21 protein-coding genes are annotated in these 18956 nt (G+C 66.4%); 3 read left to right on the top strand and 18 right to left on the bottom strand.

Annotated elements, in window-relative coordinates; genetic code table 11:
• Positions 1–30 precede the first annotated feature (30 nt).
• The 3 genes from pyrH to rpsB all read right to left on the bottom strand — a co-directional run bounded on the left by pyrH (position 31) and on the right by rpsB (position 2785).
• Positions 31–759, bottom strand: a complete 729-nt coding sequence (pyrH, locus tag ACHQ4I_RS19650) for a UMP kinase (RefSeq protein ID WP_420773241.1) — start codon at positions 757–759, stop codon at positions 31–33.
• 244 nt (positions 760–1003) lie between these two features.
• On the bottom strand, positions 1004–1828 hold the full coding sequence (gene tsf / locus ACHQ4I_RS19655; protein ID WP_420773242.1) for a translation elongation factor Ts: 825 nt from the start codon (positions 1826–1828) through the stop codon (positions 1004–1006).
• Between the two features lie 102 nt (positions 1829–1930).
• On the bottom strand, positions 1931–2785 hold the full coding sequence (gene rpsB / locus ACHQ4I_RS19660; RefSeq protein ID WP_420773243.1) for a 30S ribosomal protein S2: 855 nt from the start codon (positions 2783–2785) through the stop codon (positions 1931–1933).
• 387 nt (positions 2786–3172) lie between these two features.
• Between rpsB and ACHQ4I_RS19665 the strand changes: the two genes are divergently transcribed.
• The 3 genes from ACHQ4I_RS19665 (at position 3173) to ACHQ4I_RS19675 (ending at position 5127) form a co-directional block, all read left to right on the top strand.
• Positions 3173–3916, top strand: coding sequence for a hypothetical protein (locus tag ACHQ4I_RS19665; RefSeq protein WP_420773244.1), 744 nt, complete (start codon positions 3173–3175; stop codon positions 3914–3916).
• A gap of 6 nt (positions 3917–3922) precedes the next feature.
• Entirely contained in the window at positions 3923–4468 is a 546-nt protein-coding gene (locus tag ACHQ4I_RS19670) for a M23 family metallopeptidase (RefSeq protein WP_420773245.1), read from the top strand.
• Positions 4469–4608: 140 nt separating this feature from the next.
• The gene (locus ACHQ4I_RS19675) at positions 4609–5127 is read left to right on the top strand and encodes a DUF1990 family protein (protein ID WP_420773246.1); all 519 of its coding nucleotides are present in this window, start codon (positions 4609–4611) and stop codon (positions 5125–5127) included.
• 376 nt (positions 5128–5503) lie between these two features.
• Here the strand turns inward: ACHQ4I_RS19675 and ACHQ4I_RS19680 are convergent, their stop codons facing one another.
• The 15 genes from ACHQ4I_RS19680 to ACHQ4I_RS19750 all read right to left on the bottom strand — a co-directional run bounded on the left by ACHQ4I_RS19680 (position 5504) and on the right by ACHQ4I_RS19750 (position 18940).
• A complete protein-coding gene (locus ACHQ4I_RS19680; RefSeq protein ID WP_420773247.1) occupies positions 5504–5869 on the bottom strand; it encodes a GatB/YqeY domain-containing protein in 366 nt (121 codons plus the stop codon).
• A gap of 87 nt (positions 5870–5956) precedes the next feature.
• Positions 5957–7858, bottom strand: a complete 1902-nt coding sequence (locus tag ACHQ4I_RS19685; protein ID WP_420773248.1) for an alkyl/aryl-sulfatase — start codon at positions 7856–7858, stop codon at positions 5957–5959.
• Between the two features lie 62 nt (positions 7859–7920).
• The gene (locus tag ACHQ4I_RS19690) at positions 7921–8235 is read right to left on the bottom strand and encodes a DUF202 domain-containing protein (protein ID WP_420773249.1); all 315 of its coding nucleotides are present in this window, start codon (positions 8233–8235) and stop codon (positions 7921–7923) included.
• The gene (locus ACHQ4I_RS19695; protein WP_420773250.1) at positions 8232–8597 is read right to left on the bottom strand and encodes a YidH family protein; all 366 of its coding nucleotides are present in this window, start codon (positions 8595–8597) and stop codon (positions 8232–8234) included. The genes ACHQ4I_RS19690 and ACHQ4I_RS19695 overlap by 4 nt, the downstream gene beginning before the upstream one ends.
• A complete protein-coding gene (locus ACHQ4I_RS19700) occupies positions 8594–9283 on the bottom strand; it encodes a DUF3159 domain-containing protein (protein WP_420773251.1) in 690 nt (229 codons plus the stop codon). The genes ACHQ4I_RS19695 and ACHQ4I_RS19700 overlap by 4 nt, the downstream gene beginning before the upstream one ends.
• Before the next feature lie 127 nt (positions 9284–9410).
• Positions 9411–10142, bottom strand: coding sequence for an acetoacetate decarboxylase family protein (locus ACHQ4I_RS19705; RefSeq protein ID WP_420773252.1), 732 nt, complete (start codon positions 10140–10142; stop codon positions 9411–9413).
• A 513-nt stretch (positions 10143–10655) separates the two neighbouring features.
• On the bottom strand, positions 10656–11576 hold the full coding sequence (locus tag ACHQ4I_RS19710) for a tyrosine recombinase XerC (protein WP_420773253.1): 921 nt from the start codon (positions 11574–11576) through the stop codon (positions 10656–10658).
• A gap of 129 nt (positions 11577–11705) precedes the next feature.
• Positions 11706–12839 (bottom strand): DNA-processing protein DprA, encoded by a 1134-nt coding sequence (gene dprA, locus ACHQ4I_RS19715; protein ID WP_420773374.1) that lies wholly within the window; start codon positions 12837–12839, stop codon positions 11706–11708.
• 416 nt (positions 12840–13255) lie between these two features.
• Entirely contained in the window at positions 13256–14764 is a 1509-nt protein-coding gene (locus ACHQ4I_RS19720) for a YifB family Mg chelatase-like AAA ATPase (protein WP_420773254.1), read from the bottom strand.
• The gene (locus tag ACHQ4I_RS19725) at positions 14764–15120 is read right to left on the bottom strand and encodes a YraN family protein (RefSeq protein ID WP_420773255.1); all 357 of its coding nucleotides are present in this window, start codon (positions 15118–15120) and stop codon (positions 14764–14766) included. Before ACHQ4I_RS19725 ends, ACHQ4I_RS19720 begins: the two co-directional genes overlap by 1 nt.
• 171 nt (positions 15121–15291) lie before the next feature.
• A complete protein-coding gene (locus tag ACHQ4I_RS19730; protein ID WP_011210678.1) occupies positions 15292–15597 on the bottom strand; it encodes a DUF2469 domain-containing protein in 306 nt (101 codons plus the stop codon).
• A gap of 43 nt (positions 15598–15640) precedes the next feature.
• Positions 15641–16459 (bottom strand): ribonuclease HII, encoded by an 819-nt coding sequence (locus tag ACHQ4I_RS19735; RefSeq protein WP_420773256.1) that lies wholly within the window; start codon positions 16457–16459, stop codon positions 15641–15643.
• A gap of 28 nt (positions 16460–16487) precedes the next feature.
• Entirely contained in the window at positions 16488–17231 is a 744-nt protein-coding gene (gene lepB, locus ACHQ4I_RS19740) for a signal peptidase I (protein ID WP_420773257.1), read from the bottom strand.
• A 105-nt stretch (positions 17232–17336) separates the two neighbouring features.
• The gene (gene rplS / locus ACHQ4I_RS19745) at positions 17337–17678 is read right to left on the bottom strand and encodes a 50S ribosomal protein L19 (protein WP_011210681.1); all 342 of its coding nucleotides are present in this window, start codon (positions 17676–17678) and stop codon (positions 17337–17339) included.
• 167 nt (positions 17679–17845) lie between these two features.
• On the bottom strand, positions 17846–18940 hold the full coding sequence (locus ACHQ4I_RS19750) for a serine hydrolase domain-containing protein (RefSeq protein WP_420773258.1): 1095 nt from the start codon (positions 18938–18940) through the stop codon (positions 17846–17848).
• Between the last annotated feature and the right edge of the window lie 16 nt (positions 18941–18956).

Raw genomic sequence — 18956 nt, forward strand, 5'->3', positions numbered from 1 at the left:
TCGTCATCGTCATGATCCGCGGGCGCGGGGTCAGGACCGAACCAATGTGCCGATCTTCTCACCGGCGACCGCACGGGCGATATTGCCCTTTATCAACAAATTGAACACCAGCATGGGCATCTGGTTGTCCATGCACAGGCTGAACGCCGTCGCGTCGGCGACCTTCAGGTCACGCTCGATGACCTCTTTATGCGTGATTTCGGTGTACATGGTCGCACTCTCGTCGACCCGGGGATCCGCGGTGAAGACCCCATCGACGGCCTTGGCCATGAGCACCACCTCGGCGCCGATCTCCAGCGCGCGCTGGGCGGCGGTGGTGTCGGTGGAGAAGTAGGGCATGCCCATGCCGGCGCCGAAGATGACCACGCGGCCCTTCTCCAGATGCCGCTTGGCGCGCAGCGGCAGATACGGCTCGGCCACCTGCCCCATGGTGATCGCGGTCTGCACCCGGGTGTCGATGCCCTGCTGCTGCAGAAAGTCCTGCAGCGCGAGGCTGTTCATCACGGTGCCGAGCATGCCCATATAGTCCGAGCGGGCGCGCTCCATGCCACGCTCCTCGAGTTCGGCACCGCGGAAGAAGTTGCCGCCGCCGATCACCACGGCCACCTGAACTCCGGTGGAGACCACCTCGGCGATCTGCTCGGCGACCGTCTGCACCACATCGGGATCGAGCCCGACCTTGCCGCCGCCGAACATCTCCCCGCCCAGCTTGAGGAGCACCCGGCGATATCCTGGGCGGTCGGTCCCGGGGTCCGTCATGGGTGTTCGTCTCCTTCGGCGATAGATTTCGTTCTGTCGACAGCACGTGGGCCGGATGGCAACGCGGAGGCTCAACACGGAGCGCCCTTATCCTGCCCTACTCGGATTCGGCTTTGGTAGAAGACCCCCTCGGACGCAAGGAACGCGCCCGGTCAGGATCGGGAATTGCGGGTGAACAAGCAGCGTCCGGACAGCCGAAACCCCTCGTACACCGTATCCGGGCACGAGGGGTTCGCGGACGTTATCAGGCCTGGCCGACCTCGAAGCGGGCGAAGCGGGTCACGGTGACACCGGCCTCGTCCAGCAGGGCCTTGACGGTCTTCTTCGAATCGGTGACCGACGCCTGCTCCAGCAGGACGACGTCCTTGAAGAAGCCGTTGACGCGGCCCTCGGTGATCTTGGGCAGCGCGGCCTCCGGCTTGCCCTCTTCCTTGGCGGTCTGCTCGGCGATGCGGCGCTCGTTCTCCACCACGTCGGCCGGAACCTCGTCGCGGGTCAGGTACTTGGCCTTGAGCGCGGCGACCTGCATGCCGACGGCACGCGCGGCCTCGGCGGCGGCGTCACCCTCACCCTGGTACTCGACCAGCACGCCGACGGCGGGCGGCAGGTCGGTGGCACGCTTGTGCAGGTAGACGGCGACCGGGCCGTCGAAGGCGACGACGCGACGCAGCTCGAGCTTCTCGCCGATCTTGGCGGCGAGCGCCTGCAGCGCCTCCTCGACGGTCTGACCGTCGAGCTTCAGCGCCTTCAGCGTGTCCAGGTCGGCGGGCTTGGCGGCCGCGGCGGCGGTCACGATCTTGTCGGCGAGGCCCTGGAACTCGTCGTTCTTGGCGACGAAGTCGGTCTCGGAGTTGATCTCGATCAGCACGCCGTCCTTGGCGACGACCAGGCCCTCGGCCGTGGCGCGCTCGGCGCGCTTGCCGACATCCTTGGCGCCCTTGATGCGCAGCACCTCGACGGCCTTGTCGAAATCGCCGTCGGTCTCGACGAGCGCGTTCTTGCAGTCCATCATCCCGGAGCCGGTGAGCTCCCGCAGCCGCTTCACGTCAGCGGCGGTGTAAGTCGCCATGGGTGGCGATCCTCCTGTGTGTTGTCTCGGGTGGTAACACCACCTTGCCGACCACTCCTGTTCAGGAGAGGTCGGCAAGGTGAACAGACGCCGTCGCGACGATCAGAAATCGGCCGGAGTGCTGGCCGGGGGGGCCTCGGCGATCTCGGCCTCGGCAGCGGTCTCGACCTCGGTCGCGGCGGGGGCGGCCTGCGCGAGCAGCTCCTGCTCCCACTCGGCGAGCGGCTCGCCCGCGCCGGCTTCCGGCTTTTCGTCACCGGTGGCGATACCGGCCCGTGCCTGCACGCCCTCGGCCACCGCGGAGGCGACGACCTTGGTCAGCAGCGCGGCGGAACGGATCGCGTCGTCGTTACCCGGAATCGGGTAATCGACCAGGTCGGGATCGCAGTTGGTGTCCAGGATCGCGATGACCGGAATGTTCAGCTTGCGCGCCTCGCCGACGGCGATGTGCTCCTTGTTGGTGTCGACGACCCAGATGGCCGAGGGCACCTTGGCCATGTCACGGATACCGCCGAGGGTGCGCTCGAGCTTGTTCATCTCACGCGTGAGCATGAGGATTTCCTTCTTGGTGCGACCCTCGAAGCCACCGGTCTGCTCCATCGCCTCGAGCTCCTTGAGGCGCTGCAGGCGCTTGTGCACGGTGGAGAAGTTGGTGAGCATGCCACCCAGCCAGCGCTGGTTGACGTAGGGCATCCCGACGCGAGTCGCCTCGGCCGCGATCGACTCCTGGGCCTGCTTCTTGGTGCCGACGAAGAGGACGGTGCCACCGTGGGCGACGGTCTCCTTGACGAACTCGTAGGCCTTGTCGATGTAGGTCAGCGTCTGCTGCAGGTCGATGATGTAGATGCCGTTGCGGTCGGTGAAGATGAACCGCTTCATCTTCGGGTTCCAGCGCCGGGTCTGGTGTCCGAAGTGTGCGCCGCTGTCGAGCAGCTGCTTCATGGTTACGACAGCCATGGCTCTCGTACTCTCTTTCGTTGCCGGTTGACGCGGCGAATCGGTGATCCACCGCCCTGGCGCCTCCGAACCATCGGACCCGATCACGAGGATCAGGACCAGCCGATGATTCCCTGCTCCGCAAGCGCACTGCCGATCACGAAGTCGAGCTCCGGTTCGAACAGCGCCGTTACGAACAAGCACGGGGTGGCGCGCGAAGTCGGTCCGTGCAGGCACAGACCGCTCAAACAGTCTACGGGCTGAGCGGGTGAGTTCCTAAATCGCCCTGTCACGGGCGTAAACGGGCGATGTCCACAACCGCGGAAGTTGTCCACACTCGCCGGATCGCGGCTACTGCGGCTGCCGCAGCAAGCCGAGGCTGAAGGCATGAATCACATAGCTATCCCGATGACCATGATCCTTCCGCCGCTGTTCCTGTTGTCGCTGGCTGTGGCGCAGCCGGTTTCGGCCACGCCGCCTGATGGCGCGGCCGCCGTGGCCTTGCCCTGGGAGCCATCGGCAACCGCTCCGCCTGACGGTGTTCGACCTGACGCATCGGAAGTCGTGTTCGGAGAGTGCACGGGTTCGTCTTGTTCGGCGCGGATGCCGGATCCGCCCCGGCTTGCGCCGCTCGTCGTGGCGCCTGACGCACTCCGTGTGGACGCCGCACCTGATGCACCGCGCGTGAATGTCGCGCCCGACGCGCTGCGCATAAACGTCGCGCCCGACGCGCTCCGCGTGAAGGCCGCACCCGCCGCGCTCCCCGCAAACGCCACACCCGATGCACTCCGTGTGAACGTCACGCCAGACCCGCTGCGCGTGAAGGAGGCACCCGCCGCGCTTCGCGTAACCCCCACGCCCGATGCACTCCGTGTGAACGTCACGCCCGATGCACTGCGCCTGGACCTTGTGCCTGACGTCCTGCGCGTGGACCTTGCGCCCAACCTCGTGCGGGTGGACGGCGCGCTCGAACTGCGCTCGGCGGACAGCCCGCAGGGACCGATTTCCGGGGACGGCGCAACGCTGCTCCCCACTGATATCGCGCGAAGGGAGGGCAGCGGGTCGGCTAGTTCGTTGCCGCGGGTTGTCGGTGACCTGCTGTCGCGGCTGCTGGATCTGGTTCAGCAGGTTCCACTCCCCCTGCCTCGCTGATTTCGGATGAGGCGCGTCAGCAGGGTCGGCGGGCCGCGTTGGCGGCGGCTGGTTTCGATCATCATCGGGGTCATCGCTCTGCTGGGACTCGTTGCGGAGCAGTCGGTTTCGGCCGCTCCGCACGGGGAGTTCAGTTGGCCGCTACAGCCGCGGCCCGCGGTGCAGCGGCGGTTCGACAAACCGGCACAGGACTGGCTGCCCGGACATCGCGGGGTCGATCTGGCGGGTACACCGGGGCAGGCGGTGCTCGCGGCCGGCGACGGGATCGTTGTTTTCGCGGGGACGGTCGCGGGCCAACCGGTTGTGTCGATCGACCATCCCGGTGGGCTCAGGACCACATATGAGCCGGTTCGAGCGGAGGTTTCAGTGGGGCTGCGGGTCGGTCGCGGGACTCGAATCGGCACTTTGGAGGCCGGTCACGAGGGTTGTGGGGCGGCCGCGTGCCTGCATTGGGGTGCACGACGAGAAGCGAGCGGGCACAGCAGACGCGAGTACATCGATCCGCTCGGGCTGCTGCACCCGACTCCGCTGCGGTTGAAACCGGTGATCTGAGTGCGGGCCGGGCGTACTGGCCTGAATACCGACGAATTTGTGGGATCGAGAAGCATGACGCGACCTGAAGGCGGACAGTGCAGGCCGCTGTGTGGGACGACGCTCTTCCATCGCGCTGGTTCGCGGGCGAGGATCGACCCATGGGAGATGCACTCGGGGATCCGCAGTTCACCTACACCGAGATCGGCGCGACGAACGATGTACTTCCGTCGGGCTACCACCGGTTTCGACTGCGCCGCCGCATCGGGCACGGACGTGCACTGTTCGAGCGCGCCGGCGCGGAGATCCTGGCATACCGAATGCAGAAGGGCATCGGCATATTTCAGGAGGCCGACACCCCGACCGCGCAGCCGGGGACCCGGCTGACAGTGCGACTCGGCGTCGGCCCGGTCGGCATAACCGCACCGTGCCGAGTCGTATACGTCCTCGACGAACCCGACCGGCGCGGCTTCGCATACGGCACGCTCCCCGGTCACCCGGAGATCGGCGAGGAACTGTTCGCCGCCGAATACGACCCCACCGACGACGCCGTCTACGGCCTGGTCACAGCCTTCTCCCGCCCCGGAACCTGGTACGTCCGATTGGGCGGCCCCGTGGTCCGAGCCATCCAGCGCATCGTCGCCGGGAAGTACATCGACGCACTACCGACCACGAACTAGGGGCGCATCGCACCGAACCCAGCACGGCGACACAGACGGATACGACTGCAGGACAGCGATACTCAGCACACCTCAGCCGCCACGGACCGCGCCAGCCAACGCATCACCGCGGGAAGTGCACAGACGCATTACCGACCTCGGACTCGGCGGCACACCGCGCGAATCCGGGCAGACTCATACGGATTCGCCTGTGGCACAGCTGAACTCGGCACTAATTGCGTCTGGCTGCGGGCCGCGGCCCTGTTCAAACGGGGCTGTGCGCCGTTCAGCCGTCGGCAACCTCGGACCGTGCGGATCCCCTGGTCGGTAACCTCTGCCGGGTGTGGATCCGCAAGTCGGCTCGCGCAAAGGCGGCACTACGACCTGGTGGCGGAAATCAGAGCTGTTCGACCAGTGCGGCGGCTTCGGCGCGGAGCAGGTCGCCGTGGTCGGAGCGGCCGAGGGTGTCGTATTCGTCGGCGGCCCGGTGGCGGTCGGCGATCTCGGTGCGGACGATCTGTTCGATATCGGCCTCGGTGAGGTCGCGACGGCGGGCTTCGGCGGCGCCGAGTCCGACCGCGCTGTGTTCGATGGCACCGGCCTTGATGTCCACGGTGTCGATGGCTTCGGCATTGTCGATGGCGCCGAGTGCGGAGCGCAGACCGGCGATGGCGCTGCGATCGCGGCTCTTCATCGCGGCGGACAGGGCGGTGCGTAGGCGATCGCGCAGGGGCACTGCTTTGTCGATGGCATCGGTGGACATGGTCGCCGACCGTACGCGCCGGGACCTCGCGGGTCGAGGGATTTACTCGAGCGCGAGGTCACGGCGAGTTCGATTCCAACTTCCCATTCATGGCGTGACGATGGCGAAGTCTGGATCCGGTTCGTCGAAGACGCCGACGATATCGGCGAGTTTGGTGGGGTCGCCGCTCAGTGTGATGGCGCCGGAGGCGACCAGAGCGCCGAAATCCTCGCCCGCCACCAGAACTCGGATCAACATCGGCCGGGTCAAGGTGAACAATGCGTCGGGGTCGGGAAGTGTGACACCGTCGGGCCGGTCGTAGTGTGTCAGGCGACCGTTGCGCAGTTCGACACGGTGGATGCGGTTTTCGTCGCTGATGTGCCAGTCGATGACCACCCGCAGATCCCACGCTTTGGGGCCGTCCACGCGCAATGCCATGGCGTCGAAGAGCTGCTCGACGGTCATGGCGGCGACCATGGTGGGAGCATCCACCTTCGTCGGCGTGCCGAACGAGCCGTTGCGCAGCTCATACGCACCGCTGAGGTAGAAGTTGCGCCAGGTGGCATTCTCCGCGCCATAGCCGAGTTGATCGAAGGTCTTGGCCTGCAACGTCTTCGCGGTCTGATTGTGCGGATCGGCGAAGATTACGTAATTGACCACCTGGGCGACCCATCGGTAGTCACCGGCATCGTAGGAGGCCTGCGCCTTGCGGAGCACTTCGTCGGCGCCACCCATGAATTCCACATGCCGCCTGGCGGATTCGACCGGCGGATGCTCCCACAGATGCGCCGGATTGCCATCGAACCAGCCCATATAGCGCTGGTAGATGGCCTTCACATTGTGGCTCACCGATCCGTAGTAACCGCGTGCGTGCCAGGCATTTTCGAGGGCAGGCGGCAGCGCGATCAGCTCCGCGATCTCACTGCCGACATGGCCCTGATTCAGCAGCCGCATCGTCTGGTCGTGCAGGTAGCCGTACAGATCCCGTTGCAGGGAAAGGAATTCCACCAGCCGATCGGTGCCCCAGGTGGGCCAGTGGTGCGATGCGAACACCACATCGGAATCGCGGGCATACAGATTGATCGCCTCGGTCAGGTATCCGGCCCACACATGCGGGTCACGCACTAGCGCGCCGCGCAAGGTGAGCAGGTTGTGCAAGGTATGCGTGGCGTTTTCGGCCATGCACAGCGCGCGGTGGTCCGGAAAATAGAAGTTCATCTCGGCCGGAGCCTCGGTGCCCGGGGTGATCTGAAAAATCATGCGCACCCCATCCACCGTTTCCTGCTGACCGGTGGCGGTGATATCGATGGTCGGGGTGATCAGCGTCACGGTGCCCAACGAGGTGGTCTGGCCCAGGCCCGCACCCACCTGGCCCAACGGACCGCGTGGTAGGGCCGCGCCGTACATATAGGCGGCGCGGCGCGCCATCGCGGTGCCCGCGTAGACGTTCTCGGCCACCGCGTGTTCCAGGAATCCGGCCGGAGCCAGCACCGGACAGCGTCCCACCGCAACGGCTTCGGTGCTCGTCACGCCCAGCGCGCCACCGAAGTGGTCTGCATGCGAGTGGGTATAGATGAGTCCGGTGACGGGTCGAGCGCCGCGATGCGCGCGATAGAGGGCGAGCCCGGCGGCGGCGGTTTCCGCGCAGATCAGCGGATCGATGACGATCACGCCGTCGGCGCCCTCGACCAGCGTCATATTCGAAATGTCGAGGCCGCGTATCTGATAGATCCCTTCGACGACCTCGTACAAACCCTGTTTGACCACCACCCCGGACTGGCGCCACAGGCTCGGATGCACCGACGCCGGGCACGGCTCACGCAGGAAGTCGTAGGAGTCGTTGTCCCACACAACTGTTCCATCGGGAGCAGTGACCATGCCCGGTTCGAGCGCGGCGATGAACCCTCGATCCGCGTCCGCAAGATCGGTGGTGTCCGCGAATGGCAGCGTCGAGGCAGCCCGCCGCTGGCGCTCGACGATCAACTCGCTCGGCTCGGTCGATGTAGTCATGTCCACCCTCCTCGTCAGCTGAATTTCGTGGGCCTGCCGTTGATATGTCGAGCCTCGGTGCTTCAGAGCAGTGGATCCGCCAATCCGATTGCGGCCGCGACGACAGCGACGGCCAGAACGACCACCGTCGTCGCGGCAACGGCGCCGCGGCCGTGACCGAAGCGACCTTCGTGCAAGGCGCGATTGCGCGAAAAACACAGTCCCGCAAGTGCCGCCATCGCGATAGCGGCAGCGATCGGCGCGGCGGCCACGGGTCGCCACCCGCTACCCGCCGCATGATTGAGCAGCAGCCCAGCGACCGCCATCGCGCTGATGGCAGTGCGCCGCCAAGCCAGCGCGGTGCGTTCCGCGGCCAGACTCGGGCCGGCTTTGCTCATCGCAGCAACACCGCGATACCGGCCAGCGCCGACACAATCGCGATCCCCAGCGACAGAATCGGCACCATGATGGTGTTGGGCAGCGGTTCGCCGTTGCGCATCGCCGCGCCTACGCGCCGCCAATGTCCGTACGCACCAACCGCCAGGATCACCGCGAGCACGATGCAGCTCATCGCGAGCGCCCGCCGAAAGCCTCCCATCCGGAACGGTTGCACCAGGGTGTGCACCGCGACACCACCGGCGAGCAGCCCGAGCGATGTGCGGATCCAGGCCAGGAAGGTCCGTTCATTGGCGAGAGTGAACCGGTAATCGATCTCCCCTTCGCCCTCTTCGGATTCCTCGGCGGGATTGGGCAGAGTCATGTCGCCTCGGTTTCGACTACCGGCCCCTCGGTTTCGCCAGGGCGGGGCTCCTTCGCGCGCACCCACAGCCAGGTCACCGCGAGCATGGCGACCAATGCGGGCTTGCCGAGAATCAGGGCCACGGTGCCGAGGATAACCACCTTGTTCGCCAGATACAGCGGCAACATGACGGCCACATGTACGGCCCAGAACACGAACCAGGCCAAGGTGATTCGGCGATGCAGGCGCAATCGGGCCTGGGGATCGGCGGGTTCGGCCGGTTCGAGCCGAATTCGGCGACTCACGGTGTAGGTCAGCGGTACGCCGGTGAGCAGTGTCGCGCCGAACAGCACGGTCATCACGACGCATACTGCCACTTCGGGTAGGTAGAAGCCCCGGCCTTCACCGGTGATCTCGACGAAGAGCGAGAGGACCAGGATGACCAGTACCGATACCGCGACGACGCGGACCGAATCGCCCTGTATCAACCGGAGCGCCGCCAATGCGACGGCGATCACGATGGCGATGAAAACACCCACCTCAGCGCCCGCGATGGAATAACCGAGCAGAAACGCGATGGCGGGCGTGGCCCCGTCGACAATGTGCCGCGGACCGTGCATGGCACGGAACCTGCCCCATATCTCGGCGACCGCAGCGTGGTGTTGCTCCAGTTCAGGAGCCGCAACGCGCTGGTCGTCGGGATTCACGGACACCTCTCCATCGCTGGTCGGTTTCCTGCCGTAGCAAACTATCCGCTACGTCAGGTTAACCGCCGTCGATGTGGTCGTCCATGAAGTTCGCCGCTTGTGCACGCGACCGGGGTGGATGCGGCGGTCAAAGAGGTGCGGCGTCCTGGAAGGTCATCGCGAGTCGATCCACGACGGACGCCATGAGTGCGCGCTTGGGTAAGCCGATGGATCGCAATTCGTCGGCCCACGCATGATCGCCGAGGGATAGCTCGGCACCGCCGGGCCGGGCGCGCATACCGGACGGTTCCATCTGCCACTGCGTGCACCGGGTGATCCCGTCGATATGGGAGTAGGCGTCGAATGACGAGGCGCCGTTGCGGCGCGCCGGGATCGACAGGCCCGGGCGGACGGTGAGATCGACGATCAGCTGGCCGTTCTGGCGCAGTGCGCCACGACGCACACCACCGTCGTGCTGTGCATCGAAATCCGCGATCTCCTTGGGGAATCCCCAGATCCCGCGGCCCGCCGCAAGGGTGAATTCCCCATCGACCGGCAGGCGATGGATGAAGACGCCAGCCCCACCCGTGGCGAGGGCTCGCAGATCGCCGAAGGCGGTAGCGGGTCCGGCTGTGTGGTGGCGGACCATGAACGACACACCGAATTCGTTGTACGGCCCCAGGTCCCCGTCGACGTAGTCGACGAACACAAGCGTGCACATCGCGCGGCCGCCGGGCAGCCGAAGGATCTCCAGTCCGGAGTAGTCGATCACTCGCTGCGCAGCAGCCGCGGACACCGCATAGGTCGCCATAAACGCATGCGCGAGCCGAATCCGCACCGGCATCCGGACTTCCTTGCCCAATACGGTGTGCGTACTCATCGCCGCGCCTGTGCGATGTCCGTACAGCGGGACCCGACCACAGACCGGTCGACAAATCGTGCGCCGTTCACGAATCCTCCAAACTAGAACTCGTCTCAGAATAGCGATGATTTTGCGCCTTTCAAGGCAGTTTCATCTACATGAACAGGTTTCAGAACTGGGCCGATCAACGAAGCCGTCGATAGCCGTTCACATAACGCCACCCGACTTGCATACGCCGCGAACGCACACTTTGATGTCCACGCCTCCGTGCACTGGTGTGCAGCCGCAAGGATGCACACACGGTCAAGGCCGGTCGACCGCGGTCCCCAGCCGCCACCTGCTCGCCATCGATATCGCGGTATCGACAGCTGATGGCCGGTCACCTTTCTGTTCGGAGCTCCATCGGGTCGTGGCCTCTGGCCGCCCACGGTCTCTCGCAGTCTCGGCTATGCCTCGGCCGCAATCGCCATCCCGGGGGCAGCATCCCCGGGCCATACCACCGCAACCCGTGGTCGGCACCGCGGCGAATGGTCAGGCGCGGGGGTGGGCCTGGTCGTGGACCTTCTTCAGGCGCTCGATGGAGACGTGGGTATAGAGCTGGGTGGTTGCCATGCTGGCGTGGCCGAGGAGTTCTTGTACCACGCGTAGGTCGGCACCACCCTCGAGCAGGTGGGTTGCCGCCGAATGCCGCAATCCGTGCGGGCCCATATCCGGTGCGCCCGGGATCGCCGAAACGACCTCGTGGACAACCGTTCTGGCCTGGCGCTGATCGAGGCGTTTGCCGCGGCGGCCGAGCAGCAGGGCGCGGCCCGAGTCTGCGATGGCGAGTGCGGGGCGGCCGTACCGGAGCCAGTTCGCGATCGCTTCGTCGGCCGGAACGCCGAAGGGCACCGATCGCTCCTTATTGCCCTTGCCCAGCACGCGGACCAGCCGCCGCTCCCGATCGATATCGTCGAGATCGAGCCCGCACAGCTCGCTCACCCGGATTCCGGTCGAGTACAACAGCTCCACGATCAGTCGATCTCGTAGTGCCATCGGATCACGTTGCATCGCACCGGATTCCGCCGCATCCATGGCCGCAACCGCCTGCTGTGTGCCGAGCACGGCTGGCAACACCCGATGCGCCTTCGGCGATCCGAGGCGCAAGCCAGGATCGATCGCCAGCCGCCCGGTACTGGTCAACCATGCCGTAAATGTCCGCGCCGAGGACGCCCGCCGCGCCATGGTCGTCCGCGCGGCGCCACCGGCCGACTGCGCGGCCAGCCACGACCGCAACAACGCCAAATCCATCTCCCGCACCGCAGAATCCGCCGACCGCGCGACCAAATGCCCCAACAACGACCGCGCATCCCCCACATACGCCCGCGCCGTATGCGCCGACCGATTCCGCCCCAGCCGCAGATGCCGCTCGTACTCCATCAGCAACGCCTCGAGATCCTCCGGCAACTCCATCTCCTCACCGTCACCGCCCCACCCGCCGTTGGCAAGTCAGCACGCCGTACCGATATCGGTTCCCCTACTGCACGCGGTCCCCGCACCTCTCCACACCGCATCCGGGATGCCCCGACGGCCGAGCTCACTTCAGAACGCGACCCCTCGTCGGTTCGAACTCTGCACGGTTCGGTACCAGCCGTTTTCGTCCATGCCGACCAGTCCGGCGAGTTCGAGGGCAGGGAGTACGGCACGGACGGTGGAAAGTTCCAGACCGGCGTCTTCGGCGATGGCGCGTGGCTGACGGGAGCCGACCTTCGGAAGTACCGCGTAGACCGACGCTTCGTCGCCGAGCAATCGGTCCCCGGGGTCGCACGACTGCCGGGTTGGTAGCGAAAGGCGCAGTGGGCCCGCTTCATCGATGACCTCCTCGGCACGAGTGACGAGTAGGGCCTCGCCCTCGCGGATCATGCGATGGCAGCCGACCGAGGATGCGGAGGTGACCGGTCCGGGGATGGCGAGGGCTGGGCGGCCGAGGCGGCGGGCCCATTTGACGGTGTTGCGGGCACCGCTGCGTAGTCCGGCCTCCACCACCAGAACGCCATCCGCCATGGCGGCGATCAGGCGATTGCGGGCCAGGAATTGGTTCTTGTGGACAACCGTACCGGGCGGGTATTCGCTGATCACCAAACCGGTTTCGGCGATCTCGGCCAGCAGCCGCTCATGCTGGGCGGGATAGGGACGGTCGACGCCACAGGCGAGCACTGCAATGGTCGGGGCACCGACTGCAAGCGCGGCGCGATGAGCCATACCGTCGATGCCGAAGGCGGCACCGGACACGATCGTCCAGCCTTGTGCGGCCAGATCACCGACGATCTCACCGGTGACGTGATCGCCATATCCACTACTGCACCGCGCCCCCACCACCGCGATGGCGCGTTCACTCGACTCCAGCAGCGATCGCGGCCCACGCACCCACAACACCAGCGGCACCGCGCCGTCCCGATCGCGCCCCGGCTCGAGCTGGCTCAGGCCCAACATCCGCCAAGCAGGCCATTCCGGATCGTCCGGAGTCACCAAACGCCCACCCAACCGCTCCATCGTCTCGAGATCCCGCGCCGCAGTATCGATTTCCCGCCGCTGCGCGGTCGGCCCGAGCAGCGACTCCGGCAACTCGCATTCCCGCACCGCCCGCGCCGCCTCCACCACCCCAACCGACTCGATCAACAACGACAACGCCGCACACGGCCCCTGCACCACCCGCGACAAATAGGCCCACGCCAACCGACGCTCATCCGCGCCCGCACCGACGACCACCGCCTGGGTATTCGCCGAGGCCCAATCGTCCAAATCCACAACCCCATACCTCGAGTGACGGGCTCCGCCACCCAACACCCCATCAGCACACCCCGCCACACCCGCCCCCACGCTCGCCAATGCGCCTGGACACGAACCACTTCCGACTCCCACACCCACCTCCCTCGCCGCCACAGAACCATCGGCGAAAGCCATCTCGCCATGCGCCGAAGTAGTCGAGCCACCGCCCGTCGCCTCCTCGCGCGCCGAGGCAGAGACATCGCCCGCCACGCGAGGACCCCCCATCGTTTCGCCCCCATCCCCGGCTACTGCTGCCGCTGCGAAACCCGGGACAGCGATCCCACAGTCAGTCGGCCGCACGCCCGGCGGTCCCCACGCCGCAATCACTGCGCCCCCCGTTGCCGGAAGTTCAACGCAGCCAATACGTCTTGGGCGCTGGGGATGTCGGCGCCGCGGAGGTCGCAGATTGTCCAGGCGACGCGGATGGCGCGGTCGGCGCCGCGGGCGGAGAGGCGACCCAGGCGCAGGGCGGCCTCGACGGGGGCGGTTGCTTCGTTGGGCAGTCGGAATCTTTGGCGGAGGATGTGGCCGGGGACTTCGGCATTGGTGGCCCAGCCGTATTCCTTCCAACGGTGTACGGCCGCTTGCCTTGCCGCCGCTACTCGGCCACGCACGACCTCGCTGCTCTCGGCCTCCTCGGCGGCGAATGATGCGCCCGAGTGGCCGTGCATCTGGACCCAGATATCTATGCGGTCCATCAGCGGTCCGGACAGCTTGCCGAGATATCGGCGGCGGGCGAGCGGCGCGCAGATGCAGTCGACGTCGCGGGCGGGGGCACAGGGGCACGGGTTCGCGGCGAGCACCAGTTGGAATCGGGCCGGATAGCGCGCTACCCCGTCGCGGCGGGCGATGCGAACTTCGCCCTCTTCCAAGGGAGTTCGCATCGCTTCCAGCACCTTGGCGCCTATCTCGGCACATTCGTCGAGGAACAGCACACCCCGGTGCGCGCGACTGACCGCACCCGGGCGCGCGGTCCCCGATCCGCCGCCGACCATGGCGCTGGCAGAGGTCGAGTGGTGCGGGGCGACGAAGGGCGGCATGGTGATCAAGGGGTGGTCACCGGAGAGTGCGCCAGCGACCGAATGGATGGCCGTCACCTCCAGGGCTTCGGATTCGGTGAGCGGCGGCAGTAGGCCCGGAAGGCGTTGCGCCAACATGGTTTTGCCGATTCCCGGCGGCCCGGTGAGCAACAGGTGGTGGCCACCGGCGGCGGCCACCTCCAGTGCCCACCGGGCCTCGTCCTGGCCGACCACCTCGCTCAGATCGCCGCCGCAGCGAACAGTGTCGGGCAGGATGCCGTCGGGTTCGATGAGCACGCCCTCGCCACGCAGCCACGCGACGACAGTGCGCAGGCTGGCGGCGCCGAAGACCTCGATGCCGTCCACCAGACCGGCTTCGGCCAGTGCGGATTCCGGCACGATCACCCGTGACCAGCCCGCATTGCGGGCCGCGATCACCGCGGGCAGGATGCCGCGCACTCGGCGGACCCGGCCGTCCAGCGCCAATTCCCCTAGCAATACGGTCTTTCCGAGCCGATCGGAGGGAATCGCGCCCGCCGCGTCGAGTACCGCGACCGCGAGGGCAAGATCGTAGACGCTGCCGATCTTGGGCAACGTCGCCGGAGACAGCGCCAGGATCACGCGGCCGTCCGGCCACTTCTCCCCCGTATTCGCCACCGCCGAGCGCACTCGGTCGCGGGATTCCTGCAACGCGGTATCCGGCAGTCCGACCAGATGCACCGAGGGCAGACCCTGTCCGATATCGGCTTCGATCTCGACAAGCTGACCGTCCACCCCGGTCACCGCGACCGAATACGCCACCCCCAGCGCCATCAGAACACCGCCTTCAGGTGATCGATGATCGGGCGGTGGCCACGGTGCAGCAGCACCGAAATGACGTCGAACCGGATATCGCGCCACGGACCGTCCTGTTCGGCCAGCCACACCAGGGCCAGCCGCCGTATCCGCTGCTGTTTATCGAAGGTGACCGCCTCGGCGGGCGTACCGAACTTCGACCCGGTTCGGGTTTTGACCTCGACGAAGGCGGTGACCTTGGCGTCGCGGGCGATCAGATCCAGTTCGCCGTATCTGCACCGCCAGTTCCTGCCGATGATCTCCATCCCGGCGGCCTGCAGGAATCGTGCCGCCAGCTCTTCCCCTTGTGCGCCCAGCGCCTGGTTATCTGCCACCGGCTCAGCGTGCCCGGACCGCACCTCCGGTCGACGGCAGCGACCAGGGCGAACAGAAAACCTGTGGATACCCGCTCAGCTGTGCACAACTCCAGCGCCCGGTCGTCGTACCCGACGTTCTTGTCGGTACCCCGTGCTATGCAGCCAGATCTGCGCCCAGGAGTCAGCGCCCTACTCGGGCAACCGCAGATCCGGCTTCTCCAGCTCCTCGATATTCACGTCCTTGAACGTGATCACCCGAACATGCTTGACGAAGCGCGCGGGCCGGTACATATCCCACACCCAGGCATCGCTCATCCGCACCTCGAAGTACACCTCGCCGTCGGCGTTCTGCGGCCGCAATTCGACGGAGTTGGCCAGGTAGAAGCGGCGCTCGGTCTCCACCACGTACGAGAACTGACCGACGATGTCCTTGTACTCCCGATACAGCGAGAGCTCCATCTCGGTTTCGTATTTCTCCAGGTCCTCGGCACTCATCGGGTGGGACGTCCTCCTTCTCGCCGCACTGCGTATGTAGACATCATCTCGCATTCGCCGGGTCGGTAGCCACTCGGCTATCCGGTTCGGCCCCCTCGACCAAAACCGCGCCGGCCAAAATCTCATCGGCCAGTACCGCGTCGGCGTATTCGGTGGCCGCGACCGGCCGCAAACCCGCCGCCAGTCGCACATTGCGCCAGGATCGGCGGTGCTCAGTGCTGGGTCCGAGACGTTCGAGCGCGGCGATATGTTCGGGCGTGTTGTAGCCCTTGTGCGCGGCGAATCCGTAGCCGGGAAAGCGCTCGTCCAGTTCGACCATCATCCGGTCCCTGGTCACCTTGGCCAGAATGCTCGCCGCCGCGATGCAGGCCGCGGCCGCGTCACCGCCGACGACCGGCAGCGACGGCACCGGAATTCCGGGCACCCGGAATCCGTCCGTGAGCACATACCCCGGCGTCTGGCCGAGCCCGGCGACAGCGCGGCGCATGCCCTCGATATTCGCGACGTGGATGCCGATCGAGTCGATCTCCCAGGCCGGAATGACCACGACCTTCCAGGCCAGCGCCAACCGGGTGATGATCGGATACAGCTGCTCACGCACCGGTTCGGTGAGCTTCTTGGAATCATCGAGCCCGGCCAGCCTGTCGTAGGCCTTGGGAGCGAGCAGGCAGGCGGCGACCACCAGCGGTCCGGCGCAGGGACCGCGCCCGGCCTCGTCCACACCGGCGACGGGGCCCAATCCACTGCGGATCAGCGCAGCCTCGAGGGTGCGCAATCCGCCTGCCCGACGCATAACGACACGCGGCGGCCACCCGTTGCCCGGAGTCGCGCCCTTAGCCTGTGCCACTCGACCCTGCCCCATAATCCAATTATCCTGCGGCCCGCACCGATCAGTTCGTCTGGGGATCCTGTGCTTTCACGGGACCGATCCGGGTGGGCGGCCAGATCTTGAAGACGGTCTTGCCGCGGACATTGTCGATCGGGACGGTGCCTTGCAGATTGTCGCTGACGTGGGCGCGCGAGTCAGCGGACTGGTTGCGGTTATCGCCCATCACCCACAGATTGCCCTCGGGCACCTTCACCGGGCCGAACACCCGGCCCGCCGGGTATGTCGCGTTCTGCTGGCCCGGGTACCACGGGTAGTCGTTCTTGACGTACGGCTCGTCCAAGGGCTTGCCGTCCACCAGGATTCGGCCCTGTGCGTCACAGCATTGCACGGTCTGGCCGCCGACGGCGATCACCCGCTTCACCAAGTCGTTCTCATCCGGCGGCACGAGCCCGAAGAAGGAGAAGAAGTTCTGCACGCCGCGCACGGCGACATTGCTCGACCGGATCGACTGGTAGCGGGTATTCCAGGACGGCGGGCCGACGAACACCACGACGTCACCGGGCTCCGGATTGCCCCAGTAGTAGCTCGGCTTCTCCACGTAGATGCGGTCGCCGATGAGCAGTGTCTCTTCCATCGACTGAGACGGAATGACATACGGGCGTCCGACAAAACTGACCATCAGAGCCGCGATGACCGCGGCGATGACAATGAGCACCGGCAGTTCCTGCCAGAAGGGGCGCTGCTTGCGCTTCGCGCGTCGCGAGCGACGGCCCGCGCCCTCGTCGTCCGAATCGGACACGGTCATCGACCCACTTTCGTCTGCCACGCCGAACAGATTAGCCCGGCACCATGACTCACGTCCGGTGCCGGGCTACTGAAGAACTATCGTGCCGAGCGGGGTGCTACCAGATCAGCGCTTTTCCTTGATCTTGGCGGCCTTACCGCGCAGATCGCGCAGGTAGTACAGCTTGGCCCGGCGGACATCACCGCGGGTCACGACATCGATGTGATCGATGTTCGGGCTGTGCACCGGGAAGGTGCGCTCCACGCCGACACCGAACGACACCTTACGGACGGTGAAGGTCTCGCGGATGCCACCGCCCTGACGCCGGATCACGACGCCCTTGAAGACCTGGATGCGCTCCTTCGAGCCTTCGATGACCTTCACGTGCACGTTGAGCGTGTCGCCCGGACGGAAGTCGGGGACGTCGCTGCGCAGCGACTTTTCGTCGACGAAGTCAAGGGTGTTCATTTCATCCTTCTGATGTTCGCGCGAGCAGAGGACCCTGGCGGCACTCGCGTGCTCGACCGGTTCATGCTCCGAATATGGGGTGCTCCGTGGGCCGAATGCACCCAGGGCAACCTGTGCATTGTGCCAGATCGGCGGGTCGCCGGAAAAATCGGCCCCGGAGACCCCGCTCAGCGGCCGGCCGCGTGGTGCACCACGGCCGCGAGCCGATCGTTCTCCGGCGCGCTGAACCCGAAGGCCGCGCGCCGCCGAGTGTAGCCATAGCTCAGTCCGCTGCGCGGATCCGCGAAGCCGTCGCAGCCCGCCGCACCGGTGTGACCGAACGCGTTCGCGCTCAGGAACGGGTAGTACAGCCCCTTGGCCTCGAAGCCGAGTGCGTACGGTGCGCGCTCGCCGCGAACCAGGTCAGGGCCGGTGCTGTGGATGGCGGTCACGACGGCGAGGGTGTCGGATTTCAATAGTGGGCCGCGCCCGTCGACGCCGGAGATCGCGGCGGCGTACATGGCGGCCAGTCCGCGGGCGCTGCCAACACCTCCGGCCGAGCCTTGTCCCAGCGCACGGACTTCGGGGTCGTTCGGCAGGGTCAGGACGTCGGCCGGGGTGAAGTCAGCGGCGTTCAGGTTATAGGCGATACCCGGAATACTATGCGAGCCAGGCGAATTCGCCTCGAACGCGGCTTGCATCTCCGGTGTGGCCAGCCAGGGCAGGATCGGCAGATAGCGATCGTCGGATGCGGGTAGGCCGAGGTAGACATCGAGCCCATAGGGCGCTCGGATGCGTTCCTCGAACAGTTCCTGAATCGAACCGCCCGCGGCCCTGCGGACCACCTCGCCGACGATCGCGAAGCTGATGAAACCGCCGTAGGCCTGGGCCGAGTTCGGTCGGATGTAGGGCCACTGCGTCGCGACCCGCGCGGCGATGCGGCGGTTGGTCAGCACCTGACGCAGGGTTATGCCGGACTTTCCGGCGGCGCCGAATTCCGGCCAGTAGTCGGCGACTGCGCGATCGAGGTCGAGCCAACCCTCCTGCACCAATAGCGCGACGACCAGCGATGACGCGCCCTTCGTGGCAGACAGCAGCCCGGTCAGGGTGTCGCCGGTGACCCGCGGTCCGGCCCAAAGGTCGACCACCTGCGTGCCGTGCACGAATGCGGCTAGCTGCGCGCCGGATTCGCCGTTCTCCTCGGCGACCACCGCGGCGAACTCCTCGCGCACCGCGTCGAATCCCGGTGCGACGGTGCCATTTATCGCAATGGTGTTGTCCATGATCGGTTCCTCTCGG

Origin of the sequence: Nocardia nepalensis (assembly GCF_048910785.1) — a bacterium.
In the GTDB taxonomy this organism is placed as follows: Bacteria; Actinomycetota; Actinomycetes; order Mycobacteriales; family Mycobacteriaceae; genus Nocardia; species Nocardia nepalensis.